The organism is Streptomyces sp. CA-210063 (genome assembly GCF_024612015.1).
GTDB lineage: Bacteria > Actinomycetota > Actinomycetes > Streptomycetales > Streptomycetaceae > Streptomyces.
In genome coordinates this window covers 9,854,817-9,873,193 of record NZ_CP102512.1, presented here as the reverse complement: position 1 = coordinate 9,873,193, position 18,377 = coordinate 9,854,817, and the positions used below count along the sequence as shown (strand labels likewise).

Here is an 18,377-nt window from a genome sequence, read left to right as displayed (position 1 = left end):
CGACCCGGGCGCGACGTCCCTCGCGTACCCGACAGGAGCGCGAGCATTCCTGTGCCGGGCCGATGCGCCTGATGTGCGCGGGGCTCAAGGGATCAGAGGGTTAGCGGACTCAGGGGACGCCCTGTCAGGGGGCCTGCAAGAAGAACCGGAAAATTCCTGAAACCTTCTGCAGAGCGGAAGGTACAGGGACATGACAGACGCGTACGGGATCGAGCAGCCTGCGAACGCGAGGGGGAAAATGAACCACCAGTGGTGACCGGCGCCCACGCGCCCTCCCCGACGCCCCGCCTAGCGTGGCCGCATGGCCATGCAACCCTGGTTTCCCGCCGCCAAGCTGGGCATCTTCATCCACTACGGCATCTACGCCGTGGACGGAGTGCCGGAGTCCTGGTCCTTCTACTGGGGCGAGGTGACGCACGAGCAGTACATGAAACAGCTCGACGGTTTCACCGCGTCCGCGTACGACCCGGGGGCCTGGGCCGAGTTGTTCGCCCGGGTCGGCGCGAAGTACGCGGTGCTCACCGCCCGGCACCACGACGGCATCGCCCTGTGGGACACCGCCCAGGGCGATCTGAGCGTCGTCCGGCGCACCCCGGCGGGCCGGGACCTGGTCGCCGGGTACGTCGACGCGCTGCGCGAGCAGGGCCTCAAGGTCGGCCTCTACTACTCGCACTCCGACTGGAACCACCCCGACTACGCGAGCATCCGCCACACCGAGATCGACGAGTGGCCGGACACCCACCCGGGCGGCAACGACGCCAACCCCTACGCGCACGCCGCACGCGGCGAGGAGGACCCGGCGGCCTGGGACCGCTACCTCGCCTACCGGAACGCCCAGGTGGGCGAGCTGGTCGAGCGGTTCCACCCCGATCTGCTGTGGTTCGACGGCGAGTGGGAGCGCACCGAACAGCAGTGGCGGATACGGGAGTTGGCGGAGCTGATCCTCGCGGAGAACCCGGACACGGTCCTGAACGCCCGGATGCTCAGCCACGGCGACTACGCCACCCCGGAGCAGGGGGTGCCGCTCGAAGCGCCCGACGGGCCCTGGGAGTTGTGCCTGACCATCAACGACTCCTGGGGTTTCCAGCACCAGGACGACAACTACAAGTCGGTGCGGCAGCTGGTGCGTTACTTCGCCGAGACGATCGGCATGGGCGGCAATCTGCTGCTGGACGTCGGGCCGAGGGCGGACGGGACGATTCCCGCCGAGCAGGTCGAGCGGCTGGAGGGGCTCGGCGCGTGGATCGGGCGGCACTCCGACGCCGTGTACGGATCGGTCGCCGGTGTGCCCGCCGGGCACCACTACGGTCCCAGCACCCTCTCCGCCGACCGGCGCACCCTGTACCTGATGTGCTTCGACGTGCCGCGTGAGTCCGTGGCGGTGCGGGGGCTGCGCAACCCCGTCAAGAAGGTCACCGTTCTCGGCACGGGCACGGAACTGGGCCACCAGGTGATCGGCGGCCTCGACGCCGTGCCCGGCGTGACGTGGATCGACGCCCCCGCGGAGGCCGACCTCGACCCGTACGCGACCGTGCTCGCCGTGGAGTTGGAAGGGGAGCTGGACCTCTACCGGGGAGCGGGCCGCGACTGACCGAGGACCTCGTCGACGGCCACCACCCGGACGAGCGGCCGGTACAGGTCCAGCACATCCAGGGCCTTGGCGTGCGACTCGTCGTCCGCACCCGCGCAGGCGTCGGCGACCACCAGCACCTCGACGCCCGCGTCGGCCGCCGCGAGGGCGGTGGACAGCACACAGCAGTCGGTGCTGACCCCGGCCAGGACCAGCCGTCCGTCCGTTCCCAGGCGGGCGGCCAGGTGCGGTCCCCACTTGCCGAAGGTGGGGGCGTCGACCAAGTCCCTTGTCTCGTCGGCGAGTTCGTCGACGAGTTGCCAGAGCCGTGCTTCGGGTGGCTGCAGCGCGAAGGGCCACTGATCGTAGTACGGCCGCCAGGCTCCCTCGGGGTGCTCGGGTGCGAGGAAGCGGGTGAACACGGTCCGCTCGGCGAAGGCCGGCAGCAGACGTCGTACGCCCGCCGCGGCCTCGTCGAAGCGTGGGGTCGCCCAGGGGCTGTCGGGCTCGGCGAACACGCGTTGCATGTCGATGACGGCGAGCAGGCCGGGTGGTGTGACCGGGTCGGCGTGGGGCACGTCCGTGCTCATGCCTTTGCCCCCGCGCCGCTCGCCGTCTCCTGCGCGCGCACCCGGCCGCGCGCGAGGAGCAGGGTGCCGAGGAAGCCGGCCGCCAGGGCGATCAGGACGCCCAGGTTGGCGTAGGCCCAGTCGCCGTTCCTGCCACCGAGGCCGAGGGGACCGAGCAGATAGCCCTGCCAGTCCAGCCAGCCGGCCGTCGAGTTGGTGACGAGACCCCAGCCGAGGGCGGTGGCGGCGAGGGTGAGGAGGAGGGGGCCCGGCGGGAGGTCGCCGTAGCGGCCGTCCGTGCGGAACAGGTCGTCGTCGGCGTAGTCGCGGCGGCGCAGCAGGAGGTCGGCGAGCATGACGCCGCACCAGGCGGCGATGGGGACGCCGAGGGTGGTGAGGAAGCCGATGAACGGGCCGAGGAAGTCGTCGGCGAGGAAGACGATGTAGACGGCTCCCGCGATCATCAGCAGTCCGTCGACGAGCGCGGCCAGCGGGCGCGGCACGCGCAGGCCCGCCGCGAGCAGGGCGAGGCCGGAGGAGTAGATGTCGAGGACGGCGCCGCCGACCAGGCCGAGCACCGCGACGGCGGCGAAGGGGATCAGGAACCAGGTGGGCAGGAGCGTGGTCAGCGCGCCGATGGGGTCGAGGCCGATGGCCGCGTTGAGTTCGGTCGAGGAGCCGGCGAGGAGCAGGCCGAAGACCAGCAGGAGCAGCGGGGCGAGGGAGGCGCCGAAGGTGGTCCAGCCGACCACGCCCCGGCCGGAGGAGTCGCGGGGCAGATAACGGGAGTAGTCGGCCGCCGCGTTGACCCAGCCGAGGCCGAAGCCGGTCATCATGAAGACGAGGGCGCCGATGAACTCCTGGGCGGAGCCGGCCGGTACGGCGCTGACGGTGTTCCAGTGGATGTGGTCGGCGACCAGTCCGACGTAGACGACCGTCAGCACTCCGGTGACCACCGTGACCACGGTCTGGAAGCGCATGATCAGGTCGAAGCCCATCACGCCGACCACCACGACGAGTGAGGCGACCAGGACGAGGGCCATCACCTTGGTCTCGGTGCCGCCGCCCGTGCCGAGCCGGCGGAAGACGGTGGCGGTGGCCATGGTGGCGAGCGCGCACAGCACGGTCTCCCAGCCGACGGTGAGCAGCCAGGAGACGACCGCGGGCAGCCGGTTGCCGCGCACCCCGTACGCGGCCCGGCTGAGCACCATCGTGGGTGCCGAGCCGCGTTTGCCGGCGACCGCGACGAAGCCGCAGAGGAGGAACGAGAAGACGATGCCGACGACGCCGGCGGTCAGGGCCTGCCAGAAGGAGATGCCGAAGCCGAGCGCGAACGCGCCGTAGCTCATGCCGAGGATGGAGACGTTGGCGCCGAACCAGGGCCAGAAGAGGGTGCGTGGCGTGCCCTTGCGGTCGGCGTCGCCGATCACGTCCAGGCCGTGGGTCTCCACCTGGAGCGGTCGGACGGCGGCGGTGCCGTCGGGGGCGCTGGAGTCCGTCATCGTCGACCTGCCTGTCTGATCGCGGACCTGTCCGTCCGATCACGCTGATCGCGTCGAGGGGAACCTAGGTGCGCCGGTCAGGGGCGTCAAGGTGGCACCCGTAGGGGTGCGGAGACCGGGCCGCCGACAATGTCCCACCGACTCCCCAACGCACCTTTTGCACATGTTTGCCGCACCTGCCAGCATCGAAGGGAAGAGCCAACACAAGGCGACACCGGGGGTGGGCGCTGTTCGCCGGTACGTCGGTGGCGGTGCCCCAAGTCGCGGGCGCTGCGGTGGTACTGCTGGGCGCCGGCCCGTGGGCGCGAAGCTGGTGAACGTCGACGCCGCCCTGTCCTACGTCCTGAGCCACTTCTCGTAGCTGTGCGCGACGGAGGGTGGAAGAACCATGTCGCTGTGGGACCGCACCCCTGAACGCCGGCGGGCGACCGCCTGGCCGGAAGCCGCGGCTACGGCTACGGCTACGGCTACGGCAGCGGCAGAGCCGGCGTTCGGCCCGGCGGACGAGGGCGGCGGGCTGCGGCCGGGGACGCTGTACCGCGGCGTCAGTGGCGTGGACCGGGGCCCGGTGCCCATGCCCGCGGGGCAGGCCACCGGGCTGCGGGACCCGATGGCCAGGGTGTTCTTCCAGCGGGATCGCTGGCCCATGACCCTGGAAGAGGTGCTGGACGGGCTGACGGGGGCGGGTGAGCTGACTGCGCAGTCCGTGTACTTGATCAGTGAGGCCGGGCAGATCCCGCCGGACGAGGCTCCGGGGCTCCGCCGCGACTTCCGTTTCGCGGTCTCCCGCGCGGCACCGGGCCAGGACCCGGACCTGCTGGTCAGCAGCGACCCCGGCTCGGTCTTCCTCCAGGTCGCCGCCTGGGACCCGGTGGCCCAGATCTTCAACTACTACATGCGGATCTCGCCGGCCTGGGTGTGGACGGGGGACTCCTGGTCGTCGATGGCGCCCGAATCCCGGGGGAAGGGCTGCTTCGACAGCCATGTCAACGGCAGCGTCGTCATGAAGGAACTCAAGCAGCCCTGGAGCAACTGGCAGTCGATGTCCGCGACGATCCAGCTCGCCCCGGACGACCCGTTGCGCGACAACCCGCTCCACGGCCAGGTCATCGGCGCCGAGCGGCTGGAGCTCACCGTGAAGGGGCTGGTCTCCCGGTGGACCTCGGCACGGCTCTCGGCGGTCGTCGACGACGGCATGGTGACCCACCCCGACCATCTGCTGCGGCAGTTGTTCACCACCACCACGGTCAACCTCGCCAGTACGTCCACGCAGAGCGCGACGGTCGCGTCCGGCGGCGGAGAGCTGAGCCTGCCCCTGGGCTTCTGGCTGAACGCCGACGCCCTGCTCAACGATCTCGGTCTGCCGGTGAGCACGGGGACCGTGCCGTCCGCGCCGGCGTCCCTGTACGCGGACAGCCTCAAGGCCTTCGGCTTCCGGCTGGAGGAGCAGGTGAGCGACTTCTCGCAGCGGGGCGACACGTTCTTCGCCTTCGTCGTCCCGGAGGCCGCCTACGAGGACAACGACGTGGTGCGGCAGCTGGTGGAGAAGGGCCTCGTGCCGGCCAGATTCGCGGCGTGCGCGCTGATGGTGGACTTCACCAACCCGGTCTTCAGCCCGGCCCGCGCCCGGCTGATGACCTATGTACCCACCGACCCCGTGCCGGCCCCGACGTGGTGCGACGACATCGCCGCGGCCGTCGTCGCCGCCGCGCGGACCGGGCCCGCCGACGGCCCGGAAGCCGAGTTCGCCCGCAACTGGGCGCTCCCCGAAGCCGATTGGCGCGGCGTCTTCGCCCGGCGCGTGGACGTGTACCTGGAGAAGGTCGCGGCACGGCTCCGTACGGCCTCGGGATTCGACGAGTTCACCAGGCTGGCCGAGTCGCGCCGCCGTGTGTTCAAGGAGATGAGGCTCAACGAGTTCGCGCTCACCCTGCCGACGACCGACATCCCGGCCGACGCACCCCGGCTGCGCATGCACGAGGACGGCACCGTCGGTGTCGTGACCACCGGAGGATCTCCATGACCACCATCACCGTGTACGGGCCTCCCGGACGGCTCACCGACCTCGACGACGTCGGGACGAAGGCGTGGCACGTCTTCATCAGCGACAGTGTCGACCGGGCGATCACCGGGCCGGACCCGGCCGAGGTGCTGCACGACAGCCCCCGGCCGCAGTTCTACAACCTCACCAAGACGGACACCGCGACGGACGCGGTCCAGGCGGCCGTCACCTGGACCGCGTTTCCCAACCGCCTCAGATCAGCGATCTCGGACCGGCAGCGCTGGCAACGCGCCGACGCCAGCCGCGATGTGCAGGACGAGTACTGCGAGTGGAGCGTGACCCGCGACAGCACGGGCAGGATCACTCGCGTCACCTTCACCTGCGAGGGCCCCGAGTACTGGGACGTGCTGGCGCAGACCAGCCCGGACAAGGCCCTCGACCTCTACCGCGCCCACATCGACCCGGCCGTGGGCAAGAGCGACCTCTTCGGTCCGAACGGCCGGTACGTGCGGCGCAACCAGTGGAACGACTCCACGACACAGGGTGCGATGCACCTCATCCAGCAGTCCAACACCCTCGGTGCGGAGATCGAACTCGCCGCCGCCGCCACGATCCGGCGCCTCATCGGCGGCCGGGAACTCACGGGCGCACAGGAACTCATCGCCTGCGGCAAGTACGGCGTGCCGGACCGCAACAGCGACCCGCACATCGGCGAGGTGGTCAACTCGATCGCCCGGCAGAAGGCGGACATCGCGCTCAGCGACCCGGTGGGGATCTACTTCGACGACCTGGCCACCGACGGTTGGCGCGCTCCCGACGGCTCCGATCCGAAGAGCTTCTGGACCTTCGAACGCGGCGCCGCCGGCTTCCCGGTACGCGCGGTCTACGAGGTGCCCGCGGACCGGGACTTCACCGTGGGCGACATCACCATCGCCGGCAGGCCCATCGAGTTCGGCGCCCAGATCGCCGACTTCGTCACCGTGAAACTCATGGCCACCGCCTGCCGCCTGGGGCAGAGCGAGGTCCAGCCGCGGACCTCCTGCGTGGAGCTCGCGGCGGGCGACGACGTCACGCCGGGCGCCTTCTCCCCCGCCGCGTTCTCCGCGCACGGCTACCTCGGGACCCACCCCGACCAGGCGTCACGCAGCACCCGGCTCGTGGCGTAGCGCGCCGCACACCACCTGCACCGCCCACCACCTACAACGCCCACGACCTGCACCGCCCACCACGGAAGGCGGACCCATGACAACGGCGGAACTCTTCTCCCCCACCGAATCCCACTACCTGTCACAGCTGACGAGGGCCGCGGAACGCTATGCGAACCGGTCCGGCGAGCGGGAGCGAACCCGAGAGCTGCTCCGGACGCGTGGCGTGCTGTACGCCGACGAACCGGAGCGGGTCGAGAAGCGGCTGGCCCGCCTCGGCGCCGACTGGTCACTGGCCAGGGCGATCGAGCGGGAGCCGTCGGAGCCGGTGACCGCGGCCGGGAGCACCCTGCGGCTGCCGCCGGAGAGCTTCGGCAGCGACGTGCTGGGCCTGGAACGCCTCATCGGGCGCAACAACCTCGCTCCGGTCGCGTTCCTGGAGGAGGGCGCCCTCGTCTCCCGCTCGGTCGGCCGGATCACCCTCAGCGGCCCCGGGGGCGGCCACGGCACCGGTTTCCTGGTGTCCCCCTCCCTGCTGCTCACCAACAACCATGTGCTGCGCAGCCAGGAGGAGGCTCGTCGCAGTGTGGTCGCGTTCTCGCTGCAGGCCGGGATCGACGGACATCCGCTGACACCGGCGGTGTTCCAGCTGGAACCGCACCGGTTCTTCGTCACCGACCGCGGACTGGACTTCAGCCTGGTCGCGGTGGCCGAACGCGGGGCGCGGGGCGAGGCGCTCTCCTCCTTCGGCCGGCTGACGCTCAGCGAGGCGCTGGGCACGGTCGTCATCGGGGAGTTCGTGAGCATCATCCAGCATCCCCGGGGCGAGCCCAAGCAGCTCGCGCTGCGCGAGAACCAGGTCGTGGACATACTCGACCGCTTCATGCACTACGAGTCGGACACCCGTGAGGGTTCATCGGGTTCGCCGGTCTTCAACGACCAGTGGGAGGTCGTCGCGCTGCACCACTCGGCCGTCCCGAAGACCGACGACGAGGGCCGACCCCTCAGCGTCGACGGAACCGTCTGGACGCCGGACATGGGCGACGACCGGCTGGCGTGGAAGGCCAACGAAGGGGTGCGGATCAGCCGTGTGCTGCGCGCCCTGCACGAACTCACCCTGACCGGTGCGGCCGCCCGGCTCCGCGACGAGGTGTTCAGCGCCGGGACCACGGCCGGGCCCGCTCCGGCCCCGGTCGAGAGCGCCCCGCCCGCGCCCTCGGGTGACGGGGCGGCCACGCTTCCGGGACCCGACGGGGCGCGGGCGTACATGACCGACGGCACCGCCCATCTCACCGTCCCGCTGCGGATCAGCGTCGGCCTCGACGCGTCGGCGTTCCCGGTGGAGACCGCCACCGCCCCACCGGCCGGGCTCACGCCCCCGGCAGCGCCCCCGGCCGGGCGGCCCGACGTGGCCTTCGCGGTCGAGCGGGACCTGAACGCGGCGCTGGTCAACCACCGGCTCGCGCGGGAGCGGCCGTACTACGACCGGACCGCCGACACCGCCGCCCGCGACGCCTACTACGCGGGCATCGGCACCGACAACGGGGACGCGCTGCGCCGCGCGCTCACCGAACTGCTGACGCGCACACACGACCCCCGGCCCAAGTACAAGCCGATCCGGCTCGTCTATCCGTGGGTCGACCTGCACCGGGACGGCCGGCTGCGCAGCATCTACTCCGGCAAGGACTTCTCCGCGGAGGAGTTCATACGGGCGGACGCCGCCGTGGAGGAGGCCCGGATGGCGCGCATCCAGGAACTCTTCCTGCACGAGGGCACCGCGGGCCCGGCCGAGTTCGAGGCGGAGTTCGACGCGCTGGAGGCGTCGATGCCGTTCAACTGTGAACACGTCGTACCGCAGTCGTGGTTCCTCAAGAAGGAGCCGATGCGGGGCGACCTGCACCATCTGTTCGCCTGCGAGGTCGGCTGCAACAGCTTCCGCGGCAACTTCCCCTACGTCGACTTCGCCGACTTCGAGGAGAAGATCCGGGACGCCTGCGGGATGCGCGAGGACATCGGGTTCGAGCCGAAGACGGGCAAGGGCGCGGTCGCCCGGGCCACCCTGTACTTCCTGCTGCGCTACCCGAAGCAGGTCGGCGACACCCGGCGCGAGTTCCCCGAGAACCGGCTGCCGACCCTCCTGGCCTGGCACGTCAATGAGCCGGTGACCGAGTACGAGCTGCACCGCAACGCCGCCATCGCCGAACTGCAGGGCAACCGCAATCCGTTGATAGACCACCCGGACTGGGCCGAGAAGATCGACTTCTCCGGTGTCTGGCCCTGACCTGCCGAACCTCGGGCTGACCCGCTCAAACGATCACGCCATCGCGCTCATGGGCCCCGATGGCGTGATCTGATCGGCGACCGTTTAGCATATGAGCGCCGCCTAGCTCGAAAGATAAATCTGTGACTGTCAACGAGGACTCGTTCACCAACTGGAAGAACCGCGAGGAGATCGCGGAGTCGATGATCCCGATCATCGGGAAGCTGCACCGCGAGCGGGACGTGACGGTCCTGCTGCACAGCCGCTCCTTGGTCAACAAGTCGGTGGTCAGCATCCTGAAGACCCACCGCTTCGCCCGCCAGATCGCCGGTGAGGAGCTCTCGGTCACCGACACCCTGCCGTTCCTGCGGGCCCTCACCACGCTCGACCTCGGCCCCTCCCAGATCGACATCGGCATGCTCGCCGCGACGTACCGGGCCGACGACCGAGGCCTGTCCATCGCGGAGTTCACCGCCGAGGCCGTCGCCGGCGCCACGGGTGCCAACAAGATCGAGGGCGGCGAGGGACGCGACGTCGTCCTCTACGGCTTCGGCCGCATCGGCCGTCTCGTGGCCCGACTGCTGATCGAGAAGGCCGGCTCGGGCAACGGTCTGCGGCTGCGCGCCATCGTGGTGCGCGGGGGCGGCGAGCGGGCCGCCGAGGACATCGTGAAGCGGGCCTCGCTGCTGCGCCGGGACTCCATCCACGGGCAGTTCCAGGGCACGATCACGGTCGACGAGGCGAACAGCACGATCGTCGCCAATGGCAACACCATCAAGGTGATCTACGCGAACGACCCGTCCGAGGTGGACTACACCGAGTACGGCATCAAGAACGCCATCCTCATCGACAACACGGGCAAGTGGCGCGACCGGGAGGGCCTGTCGACGCATCTGCGCCCCGGCATCGACAAGGTCGTCCTCACCGCGCCCGGCAAGGGCGACGTCCCGAACATCGTGCACGGCGTCAACCACGACACGATCAAGCCGGACGAGCAGATCCTGTCCTGCGCGTCCTGTACGACGAACGCGATAGTCCCCCCGCTGAAGGCGATGGACGACGAGTTCGGCGTACTGCGCGGCCACGTGGAGACCGTCCACTCGTTCACCAACGACCAGAACCTGCTGGACAACTACCACAAGTCCGACCGCCGTGGCCGCTCAGCGCCGCTCAACATGGTCATCACCGAGACGGGTGCCGCCTCGGCCGTCGCCAAGGCGCTGCCCGACCTGAAGGCGCCGATCACAGGCAGCTCGATCCGCGTCCCCGTCCCGGACGTCTCGATCGCGATCCTCAGCCTGCGCCTGGGCCGTGAGACCGACCGCGAGGAGGTCCTCGACTACCTCCGCGATGTCTCGCTGACCTCGCCGCTCAAGCGCCAGATCGACTTCACCAACGCGCCCGACTCGGTCTCCAGCGACTTCATCGGCTCCCGGCACGCCTCGATCGTCGACGCCGGCGCCACCAAGGTCGACGGCGACAACGCGATCCTCTACCTCTGGTACGACAACGAGTTCGGCTACTCCTGCCAGGTCATCCGCGTCGTCCAGCACGTCTCCGGGGTGGAGTACCCGACGTACCCGGCTCCGGCGGTCTGATCCACCGGGCCGTACGCCCTCGCAGCCGTGGGCCGGGAGAGCGATCCGCTCGCCCGGCCCGTGGTGTGATGACGCCGTGAGCCGAGCTTCCGAAGAGTCCAACCGCCGTATGCTGCGGGCCCGGGACGCCATGGACCGCGCCTACGCGCAGCCGCTGGACGTCCCCGCGCTGGCCCGGATCGCCCATGTGTCCGAGGCGCACTTCACGCGTACCTTCCGGACCACGTTCGGCGAGACACCGCACCGCTATCTCCAGCGCCGCCGGGTCGAGCGGGCGATGTTCCTGCTGCGGGAGACCGACCGCAGCGTGACGGACATCTGCTTCGAGGTCGGCTTCGGCAGCCCGGGGACCTTCAGCCGGACGTTCCGCGACATCGTCGGCCGGTCACCGAGGGAGTACCGCAAGGAAGCCGTGCCCGTGACCGTACCGATGTGTTTCGCGAAGGCGTGGATGCGACCGAGCGTCTGACGAGCCGGCCGGCTGAGCGGCTGAGCAGTTTTGGATAAGTTTTCGTCCGGCCCGCTCGGTAGCGTGATGCCCATGTTCACCGCTATCACGCACTCGCAGATCTACGTCCTCGACCAGGACGCGGCCCTCGACTTCTACGTCGGCAAGCTCGGCCTGGAGGTCAACACCGATGTCGACCTGGGCTTCATGCGCTGGCTCACCGTCAACGTGCCCGGTCACCCGGAGCGCCAGATCCTGCTGGAGAGGCCGGGGGCCCCGGCACTGTCCGAGGAGACGGCGGAGCAGGTCCGCGAACTGCTGACGAAGGGGGCCATGGGCGGCCAGCTCTTCTTCAGCACGGACGACTGCCGCAAGACGTACGAGACGCTGCTGGGCCGTGGCGTCGAGTTCACCGAGGAGCCCACCGACCGCCCGTACGGCATCGACTGCGGCCTGCGCGACCCCTTCGGCAACAGCATCCGCTTCGCCCAACTGAAGGGCTGAGCGCCGCTCGCTCCGGCGGCGGGCGGCGGGGGGCGGCGGCCGCGTCGTCGGTGGCCGGGGAGAGGGCGGCGGCCGCGTCGTCGGTGGCCGGGGGGAGGGCGGCTGCCGCGTTGTCGGTGGCGGGATCTACGGTTCGGCCATGCCCTTTCCCCTGCCTGACGGTCTGCCCGCCGGCCGGTTCGCCGCCCGCGGACCGGCGCACCTGTGGATCTCGGACGAATTCCCCGACGACCTCGAAGAGTTGTGGCCCCGGCTGCTGAGCGAGCACGAGGCCACAGGCCTGCTGCCGGTCCTGTACCGGGCCGATGCCATCGGCGAGCCCCTGGACCCGGGCCTGGTCGACGCCGTCCGCCTGGAGGACGTGCTGGCGGCGGACTTCGCCGAATACCGGCGTCGGCGGCTCCCGTTCTGGACGGACGCGACGCCGGAGCCGGTGCCCGAGGACGTCGAGCCGTGGCCGCACGATCCGGGCCCGCCCTTCGAACAGTGGCCGGGACTGGCACCGGCGATGCCGGCCACGCCCGGCGACCCGCAGCCTCGGGAGGCGGCCACGGAAGCTCCGGCCCGGCTCGCCGACACGGATGTCGACGTGTTCGACTGCCGTCTCGTGCTCGTGCCCGCCCGTCGCGGCAGCGACGCCCTGGCATTGCTCGGCTGGCGCTCCGGCGCGCCCCTGCCGCTGCTCTGTGCCCTGCTGCGCAGCTGGGAGGAACGGTTCGGTGCGCACCTGGTGGCCGTGTACGGCGGCCGGCTGCACGTCTCCGTCGCCCGGCCACCGGGTACGGCGGCGGACGCGGACCTGCTCGCCCTGGAGCATGTGCTCTCCACCGCCGACAACATCGTCGACGACCCGCCGACCCCGTTCCCCGAGTACGCGGCCGGCCTCGTGGGACGGGACCACTGGTCGTTCTGGTGGGACTAGGGCCCTTCTGATGGATCTCCGTGGGAGAAGGAGCGGCGTTCGGTGCGTGCTCTCGGCGTGCCGGGCGAAAGCCCTCGATGGGGGGCACCTCCCGCTCGAGCGAAGCCGAGAGTGGGGGAGGAGCTACTAGGGCTTTTGTCCGGTGCGGCGAGAGTGCGTGCCGAACGCCGCGACGCCGCGGAGATCCATCAGAAGGGCCCTAGCCGAGGCGGACGTGGCCGACCGGCTCGGCGCCGGCGCTCACGGGCCATGGAATGTCCCAACCATCATGACGAAGACGCTGAGCGCCTTCGCGTGCGGAGGGCGGATCGTCAGGCGCCAGGCGGGCGGCGATGTCGCCCATGACGACCAGCACACCGTCGGTGAACGTCCGCCTGGTCTCGTCCGCGCAGCGCCCGATCTCGTCGAGCAGAGGCGGCGGACGGGCAGCCGTCCTCGACGTCCGTGTGCGGGTGCGGCGCTTGGTGTGTCCCACGCGCGGCTGCCGGCAGCCCTTCCGCGAGCAGACGCCCGGAGTGTTTGAGCGTCACCAGCGACACGGCCCGTCTGACCAGGTAAGTCACGGCTGTGGTGATGGAGTTAGCGGGCCGGGCGGGATCTCGTTTGCTCGCGATACTCGCGGCGGGCCTGCTCGCCACACGGCCCTGCGCGCCCTGCTGCGCATCCCGTTGCCCACCGGGCGGACGCCCCGCGTGATCGGCGTCGACGACTTCGCTCTGCGCCGGCGGCACCGCTATGCCACCGTGGTGATCGACGCCGGGACCTATGAGCGGATCGACGTGCTGCCCGACCGCACCGCCGACACGCTGGAAGCTTGGCTGCGCGAGCATCCGGGCATCGAGGTCGTGTGCCGTGACGGCTCCGTCACGTCCCTGGCGAGCGCGAAGAATCGCTCGACGCGGGCGCGGTTGCCGGGGAAGGCGTCCTCCAGGGCGTCCACGGCGCCGGCCCAGTCGGCGGGCAGGGTCACATCGTGCCGGCCGGGTACCACGGCGCGATACAGGTCGTACACCTGGACGAACTACAGCGAGTCAGCGACGCCCAGCCTCTCGAACAGCCCGCGCAGCGTGTACGGGCTGGACTTCCAGGCCGACTCCGGACAGCTGGTGCAGCGCCGTCTCGAACTCGAAGCGGACTCGTCGAAAGGAGGTGGCGCAGCCGCCGGGGACGTTGTGGCGCTCCGCCAGGAGGGTGCGCAGTCCCAGCGTTGGAGGGTGGCGGCGGTCAGTCCGGCGTTGCCCCGCGCCGATGACCACCGCGTCGAAGTCCGTCGTCGTGGTTACTGTTCGGCGGCCTCTCGGGCGATCTGCTCGAACTGGGCGCCCATGGCCTCGCCGAGCGCCTGGGCGGCGGAGAGCGGGCGCACCATCACCGTGAACTCGTCGATTTTTCCGTCGTCGTCGAAGTGCAGGAAGTCGCATCCCTGGAGCTGCTTGCCGGCGACGGTGGCGGTGAAGACGAAGGCGTGATCGCGGCCGTCGGAATTGGCGATCTCACGGATGTAGGTGAAGTCCTCGAAGACCCGGAGCACGCCGCGCAGGATCGCCGCGGTGATCGCCTTGCCCGGGTAAGGCTTGAAGGTGACGGGGCTGGTGAAGACGACGTCGTCGGCCAGCAGAGCGGCCACGGCGTCCAGGTCGCCGCTCTCGACGGCCTTGCGGAAGGGATGCATGAGCCCACCTCTGATATTCAAAAATGCGAATAGGTGTAATGGAGATTAGAGGGCCCGTTAGAGCTTGTCTACAGGGAAGGGGGGACTATTATTCACGTTGTTGATTAATCTGTTAGCGTGCATCCATGGCTTTGCGGAACGCGGTGATGGCCGCACTGTTGGAGGGCGAGGCGTCCGGGTACGACCTCGCGAAGGCGTTCGACGCGACGGTCGCCAACTTCTGGATGTCGACGCCTCAGCAGCTCTACCGGGAGCTGGATCGCATGGAGGCCGAAGGACTCGTCACGGCCCGCGTCGTCGAGCAGAAGCGCCGCCCCAACAAGCGACTGTTCTCCTTGACGGAGGCCGGGCGGAAGGCCGTCCACGCCTACACCGCCGAGCCCTTGGGTAAACCGGCGGTGATCCGGGACGAGTTGCTTGTCAAGGTGCAGTGCCTGGACGCGGGCGACATGGAAGCGGTCCGGACCGCCATCACCGAGCGCATGGAGTGGGCCACCGCCAAGCTGGCCCGCTACGAGCGGCTCCGGCAGCGCCTGCTCGACGGGCGCTCCGAGGAGGCGTACTTCGCCGAGGCCGAGCGCATCGGCCCGTACCTCACCCTGCTGCGCGGGATGTCGTTCGAGCGGGAGAACCTCCAGTGGGGGGACATGGCGCTGCGCAGGCTCGAACAGCGCACGGCCACGCTCCGGGCCGACGGCTGACTGCGGCGGTCCCACCCACACAGTTAGTCAACAAAGTGACGAGCTGGACGGTCGTGAGCAGCCCGGCCTCCCAGGGGTCGTCGGTCTGTGTCCGAGCGAGGACCGGCTGCGGCTTCTTGTCGGGGATTGCGATGCAGTCCCTTGGGTCGTAGAACCGGGTCACGCCGAAGCCGAAGAGGCACGCGACCGCGAGTCCCAAGCCCAGGATCACCCAGCCTCGGGGCGGTCCGGCGTCGCCCTGGGCGGTCAGCTCCCTGCCTACCTGCGCATAGGCCGACTGGCCAGCACGGTGAGTGTCGGGCGGACGGCGTTGCGCGCCGCCTCGGGGCTGGTGAGTGCGGCGACGATGACAGTGTTCGCGGGGCGACGAGCGCGCCGAACAGCTTGCCCTTGCCGAGCTCCTCCGTCATCTCCTTCTCGTCCACCACCTTCCAGTCGATCCTGTCTCCACCCTGGGAGGACTTTTGATCGACTGGACGATCCGCACTCCGAGGTCGGTCTGCTGCCACGCTCCCGTCCGGTGAAGAGCAGTGCAGCACGAGGAGCCGCCGGCGTCGCGGCAAGCCAGAGCATCACACCGATGGGGAGGTGTCCCCAGCGGACGCGGCCACCGGAAGCAGCGCCGGCCGCTTGGCCTGGCGGCCGTCCCCAGAGGAGCGGCCACGCAGGCGGCGGCCGGCCCAAGGGCCGAGGAAGGTGCCGGCCCAGCGCACTTCGGCACCCACGGTCCTCCAGACAGAGATGTCTGTCCCCTCGGCCGGAAGGGGAAGGGTCCACTTGTCGTCGCTGCCCGGCAGACCGAGCGCCTGGGCCACGGCAGCCGCGATGCGCGCGTGTCCCAGCGGGCCGGCGTGCAGCCGGTCAGCACTCCACAACCGCGGATCGGTCGCCGCCGCGTGCGCGGCCGTCTCCGCCACCACCACGCCGTGGCGGTCGGCGGCCTCCCGGATGCGCGCGTTGAGCGCGAGAACACGGTGACCGATCGGGCGGGCCAACGGCGTGATACGCCCGACATCGGGAAACATGAGGGTCGCGACGGTGGCGCCCTGCGCGGTGAGGGCGGCGAACATCGCCTCAACATGGCCGGCCACCTCGTCGAGGTCGCAGCTCGGGCGCAACGCATCGTTGACCCCAGCCACCACGGTGGCGAGGTCGGGCCGCATCGCGAGAGCCGGAGCGAGCTGCTCGGCGCGCACCTGACCGGCCTTACGGCCGCGCACCGCGAGGTTGGCGTAGAGCAGGCCGGGGTTGTGGCGGGCGACCTGCTCGGCGAGCCGGTCCGCCCAGCCCCGAAGACCACGGACGTCGTCGCCGTCCCCGAGCCCCTCGGTGTGACTGTCGCCCAGGGCGACATAGCGCAGATACCCACTGCTCGACACGGGGCCGCCCGCCTCTCGTCAACGCTGCTGATGGAAGTGGCACACGGCCATCGCTAAACAACTAGGCACCTAGTCGCATTGTTGAATATGAGGATAGCTGCGGGATCACCTTCCTGCAAAGTGACGCCGCTCAGGCAGGAGCTGAGGCCGTCGAGGGCGGTCCACCGCCGCAGTCCACCGCCTTGGTCCCGCGCCGACCTCACCGCCCGTTCCCTCTTCAGACCTGAGCACCGACCACGGTCTGCGCCGGCACCTGAGCGCCCGGGTCATCAACGGCATGCACAACGAGGACGCGGTCGGCTTCATCACCGCCCGCCGTTTCGCGCCGAACCGCCCGTACCGGGTCACCTTCAACGGTGGCGTCCACGGCCCGGGCGACAACGCCTACTGCCAGGCCGCCATGCCCACGGCTCACCTCCGGCTCTCAAGAGCCGGGGACGGAGTTCACCCGGCCGATCCGGCCCGGGAGGGCCCGCCGGCGGCGGCCGGGCGCTCGGAGCCGGCCTTGTCGAGGGGTCAGGCGAGGGAAATAACGACCGACTTGGTCCTCGTGTACGCCTGCAGCGCCTCCGGCCCGGATTCGCGTCCGTAGCCGGACTGCTTGACGCCGCCGAAGGGCACGGCGGGATCGAGCATGGCCCAGTCGTTGACCCAGACGATGCCGGCGTCCAGTCGCGCGGCGACCCGATGGGCGCGCGTCAGGTCGGAGGTCTGCAGACCGGCGGCGAGTCCGTACGGCGTGCTGTTCGCCAGCGCGATCGCCTCTTCCTCGGTGTCGAAGGGCTGAACCGTCAGCACCGGGCCGAAGATCTCCTCCTGGACGGTGCGGGCGTCGTTGTCCAGGCCGGCGATGACGGTGGGCTTGAAGTAGTAACCGCCGTTGAGTTCCAAGCGCTCACCGCCGACGACGATGCGGCCGCCGTCCTCGACGGCCGCTTTCACGTACCGCTCGACGTTCTCCACGTGCCGCTCGCCGGCCATCGGTCCGACGACGGTGGCCGGGTCGAAGGGGTCGCCGACGGGGACCGCCGGAACCGCGTCGGCGAGGATGCCCAGCGTGGTGTCGTACAGGGACCGGTGGACCAGGAGCCGGGGTCCGCCCATGCAGAACTGTCCGGTGTTGAAGACGAAGGCCTTGATGATCGCGCCGATCGCCTTCCCGACGTCGGCGTCCTCGAAGACGATGTGCGGCGCGTTGCCGCCCAACTCCATGGTGACGGGCTTGAGTTGTTCGCCGGCCGTGCTCGCCGCCAGGCGGCCGACCCTCGTCGACCCGGTGAAGGCGACCTTGTCGACGCCTGGGTGACGCACCAGTGCCTCACCCAGGACGGGGCCGCTGCCGGTGACGACGTTCACCACTCCCGCGGGAACGCCGGCGTCGGCGAGTATCTCCGCCATCAGCAGCGCGCTGAGGGGGGTCTCGTCGGCCGGTTTGTGGACGATGGTGTTGCCGGCCGCCAGCGCGGGGGCGACCTTCGACGTGCTCAGAATCAACGGGAAGTTGAACGGGGTGATCGCTCCCACCACGCCGATGGGCTCCCTGCGGGTGTAGGCGTGGGCGGGTATGGCGACCTGCCGCGTGGCTCCGTCGAGGCTCTGCGCCAGCGCCGAGTAGTACTCGTACGTCTCGGCCACGGTCTCCACGTCCACCCCCCGGCTGAACGAGACGGGCTTGCCGACGTCGAGGCTCTCCACGGCGGCGATCTCGTCCGCCCGTTCGCGCACCAGATCCGCCACCCGGTGCAGCACGCGGGCGCGCTCGCGGGCCGGTGTCCGGGGCCAGGGCCCCGCGTCGAAGGCCTCGCGGGCGGCGGCCACCGCGGCGGCGACATCCGCCCCGTCGGCCTCCGCGACCGTGGTGACGACTCTGCCGGTGGACGGGTCGACGACGTCGCGCCGCTCCTTGGACTCCGCGTCCCGCCAGGTTCCACCGATGAAGAGACTGCCGGGTTCGATGTGCGGTCGCAGCACGCTCATGGCCCGCTCGCCTTCTCGGTGCGGCGCGCGGCCGTCACCGTGCTCACGCCGGTCGCGCCACTGCGACCGGCAGGTTTTCGGATGATGGCCCAGCGGTGACCGCCTGGACAGAGAACCGGGAGGCGAGC

General features: G+C 70.3%; 16 protein-coding genes and 1 pseudogene. 10 read left to right on the top strand and 7 right to left on the bottom strand.

Going from position 1 to position 18,377, the window contains the following annotated elements:
• Positions 1-301: 301 nt before the first annotated feature.
• Positions 302-1,591 carry an alpha-L-fucosidase gene (locus JIX56_RS43315; protein ID WP_257549347.1) on the top strand — a complete coding sequence of 430 codons (1,290 nt, stop codon included), beginning with the start codon at positions 302-304 and terminating at the stop codon, positions 1,589-1,591.
• On the opposite strand, the gene JIX56_RS43310 is transcribed toward JIX56_RS43315, so the two are convergent.
• Positions 1,567-2,160, bottom strand: coding sequence for a cysteine hydrolase family protein (locus tag JIX56_RS43310; RefSeq protein ID WP_257549345.1), 594 nt, complete (start codon positions 2,158-2,160; stop codon positions 1,567-1,569). The genes JIX56_RS43315 and JIX56_RS43310 overlap by 25 nt on opposite strands.
• Entirely contained in the window at positions 2,157-3,641 is a 1,485-nt protein-coding gene (locus JIX56_RS43305; protein WP_257549343.1) for a purine-cytosine permease family protein, read from the bottom strand. The genes JIX56_RS43310 and JIX56_RS43305 overlap by 4 nt, the downstream gene beginning before the upstream one ends.
• Before the next feature lie 388 nt (positions 3,642-4,029).
• Here JIX56_RS43305 and JIX56_RS43300 point away from each other — a divergent pair, with 388 nt between their 5' ends.
• The 7 genes from JIX56_RS43300 to JIX56_RS43270 all read left to right on the top strand — a co-directional run bounded on the left by JIX56_RS43300 (position 4,030) and on the right by JIX56_RS43270 (position 12,520).
• The gene (locus tag JIX56_RS43300) at positions 4,030-5,664 is read left to right on the top strand and encodes a hypothetical protein (protein WP_257549341.1); all 1,635 of its coding nucleotides are present in this window, start codon (positions 4,030-4,032) and stop codon (positions 5,662-5,664) included.
• The gene (locus JIX56_RS43295; protein ID WP_257549340.1) at positions 5,661-6,809 is read left to right on the top strand and encodes a hypothetical protein; all 1,149 of its coding nucleotides are present in this window, start codon (positions 5,661-5,663) and stop codon (positions 6,807-6,809) included. The genes JIX56_RS43300 and JIX56_RS43295 overlap by 4 nt, the downstream gene beginning before the upstream one ends.
• A gap of 76 nt (positions 6,810-6,885) precedes the next feature.
• Entirely contained in the window at positions 6,886-9,069 is a 2,184-nt protein-coding gene (locus JIX56_RS43290; protein WP_257549338.1) for an endonuclease, read from the top strand.
• A gap of 122 nt (positions 9,070-9,191) precedes the next feature.
• On the top strand, positions 9,192-10,646 hold the full coding sequence (locus tag JIX56_RS43285; protein WP_257549336.1) for a glyceraldehyde-3-phosphate dehydrogenase: 1,455 nt from the start codon (positions 9,192-9,194) through the stop codon (positions 10,644-10,646).
• Positions 10,647-10,722: 76 nt separating this feature from the next.
• A complete protein-coding gene (locus tag JIX56_RS43280; protein WP_257549334.1) occupies positions 10,723-11,115 on the top strand; it encodes a helix-turn-helix domain-containing protein in 393 nt (130 codons plus the stop codon).
• A 72-nt stretch (positions 11,116-11,187) separates the two neighbouring features.
• On the top strand, positions 11,188-11,598 hold the full coding sequence (locus JIX56_RS43275; RefSeq protein ID WP_257549332.1) for a VOC family protein: 411 nt from the start codon (positions 11,188-11,190) through the stop codon (positions 11,596-11,598).
• 139 nt (positions 11,599-11,737) lie between these two features.
• A complete protein-coding gene (locus tag JIX56_RS43270) occupies positions 11,738-12,520 on the top strand; it encodes a DUF4253 domain-containing protein (RefSeq protein ID WP_257549331.1) in 783 nt (260 codons plus the stop codon).
• A 199-nt stretch (positions 12,521-12,719) separates the two neighbouring features.
• Here the strand turns inward: JIX56_RS43270 and JIX56_RS43265 are convergent, their stop codons facing one another.
• Complete coding sequence (locus tag JIX56_RS43265) at positions 12,720-12,995, bottom strand: hypothetical protein (RefSeq protein WP_257551586.1); 276 nt, start codon at positions 12,993-12,995, stop codon at positions 12,720-12,722.
• Between JIX56_RS43265 and JIX56_RS43260 the strand changes: the two are divergent.
• Positions 12,940-13,389, top strand: a pseudogene (locus tag JIX56_RS43260) (transposase); the annotation flags it as partial. The gene JIX56_RS43265 and the pseudogene JIX56_RS43260 overlap by 56 nt on opposite strands.
• On the opposite strand, the gene JIX56_RS43255 reads toward JIX56_RS43260, so the two are convergent.
• Positions 13,284-13,532, bottom strand: coding sequence for a hypothetical protein (locus JIX56_RS43255; protein WP_257551584.1), 249 nt, complete (start codon positions 13,530-13,532; stop codon positions 13,284-13,286). The pseudogene JIX56_RS43260 and the gene JIX56_RS43255 overlap by 106 nt on opposite strands.
• Positions 13,533-13,799: 267 nt before the next feature.
• Positions 13,800-14,192 (bottom strand): nuclear transport factor 2 family protein, encoded by a 393-nt coding sequence (locus tag JIX56_RS43250; protein WP_020269986.1) that lies wholly within the window; start codon positions 14,190-14,192, stop codon positions 13,800-13,802.
• Positions 14,193-14,317: 125 nt separating this feature from the next.
• Between JIX56_RS43250 and JIX56_RS43245 the strand changes: the two genes are divergently transcribed.
• A complete protein-coding gene (locus tag JIX56_RS43245) occupies positions 14,318-14,893 on the top strand; it encodes a PadR family transcriptional regulator (protein WP_257549329.1) in 576 nt (191 codons plus the stop codon).
• Between the two features lie 572 nt (positions 14,894-15,465).
• Here the strand turns inward: JIX56_RS43245 and JIX56_RS43240 are convergent.
• Together JIX56_RS43240 and JIX56_RS43235 are read right to left on the bottom strand one after the other, a co-directional pair.
• A complete protein-coding gene (locus JIX56_RS43240) occupies positions 15,466-16,272 on the bottom strand; it encodes an SGNH/GDSL hydrolase family protein (protein WP_257549328.1) in 807 nt (268 codons plus the stop codon).
• Between the two features lie 516 nt (positions 16,273-16,788).
• A complete protein-coding gene (locus tag JIX56_RS43235) occupies positions 16,789-18,249 on the bottom strand; it encodes an aldehyde dehydrogenase family protein (RefSeq protein ID WP_257549326.1) in 1,461 nt (486 codons plus the stop codon).
• Positions 18,250-18,377: the final 128 nt, after the last annotated feature.

Coding starts and splice junctions, on each gene's coding strand:
- JIX56_RS43275 (WP_257549332.1), top strand. CDS start 11,188: ATGTTCACCGCTATCACGCACTCGCAGATCTACGTCCTCGACCAGGAC.
- JIX56_RS43270 (WP_257549331.1), top strand. CDS start 11,738: ATGCCCTTTCCCCTGCCTGACGGTCTGCCCGCCGGCCGGTTCGCCGCC.
- JIX56_RS43310 (WP_257549345.1), bottom strand. CDS start 2,160: ATGAGCACGGACGTGCCCCACGCCGACCCGGTCACACCACCCGGCCTG.
- JIX56_RS43295 (WP_257549340.1), top strand. CDS start 5,661: ATGACCACCATCACCGTGTACGGGCCTCCCGGACGGCTCACCGACCTC.
- JIX56_RS43250 (WP_020269986.1), bottom strand. CDS start 14,192: ATGCATCCCTTCCGCAAGGCCGTCGAGAGCGGCGACCTGGACGCCGTG.
- JIX56_RS43245 (WP_257549329.1), top strand. CDS start 14,318: ATGGCTTTGCGGAACGCGGTGATGGCCGCACTGTTGGAGGGCGAGGCG.
- JIX56_RS43300 (WP_257549341.1), top strand. CDS start 4,030: ATGTCGCTGTGGGACCGCACCCCTGAACGCCGGCGGGCGACCGCCTGG.
- JIX56_RS43235 (WP_257549326.1), bottom strand. CDS start 18,249: ATGAGCGTGCTGCGACCGCACATCGAACCCGGCAGTCTCTTCATCGGT.
- JIX56_RS43290 (WP_257549338.1), top strand. CDS start 6,886: ATGACAACGGCGGAACTCTTCTCCCCCACCGAATCCCACTACCTGTCA.
- JIX56_RS43305 (WP_257549343.1), bottom strand. CDS start 3,641: ATGACGGACTCCAGCGCCCCCGACGGCACCGCCGCCGTCCGACCGCTC.
- JIX56_RS43315 (WP_257549347.1), top strand. CDS start 302: ATGGCCATGCAACCCTGGTTTCCCGCCGCCAAGCTGGGCATCTTCATC.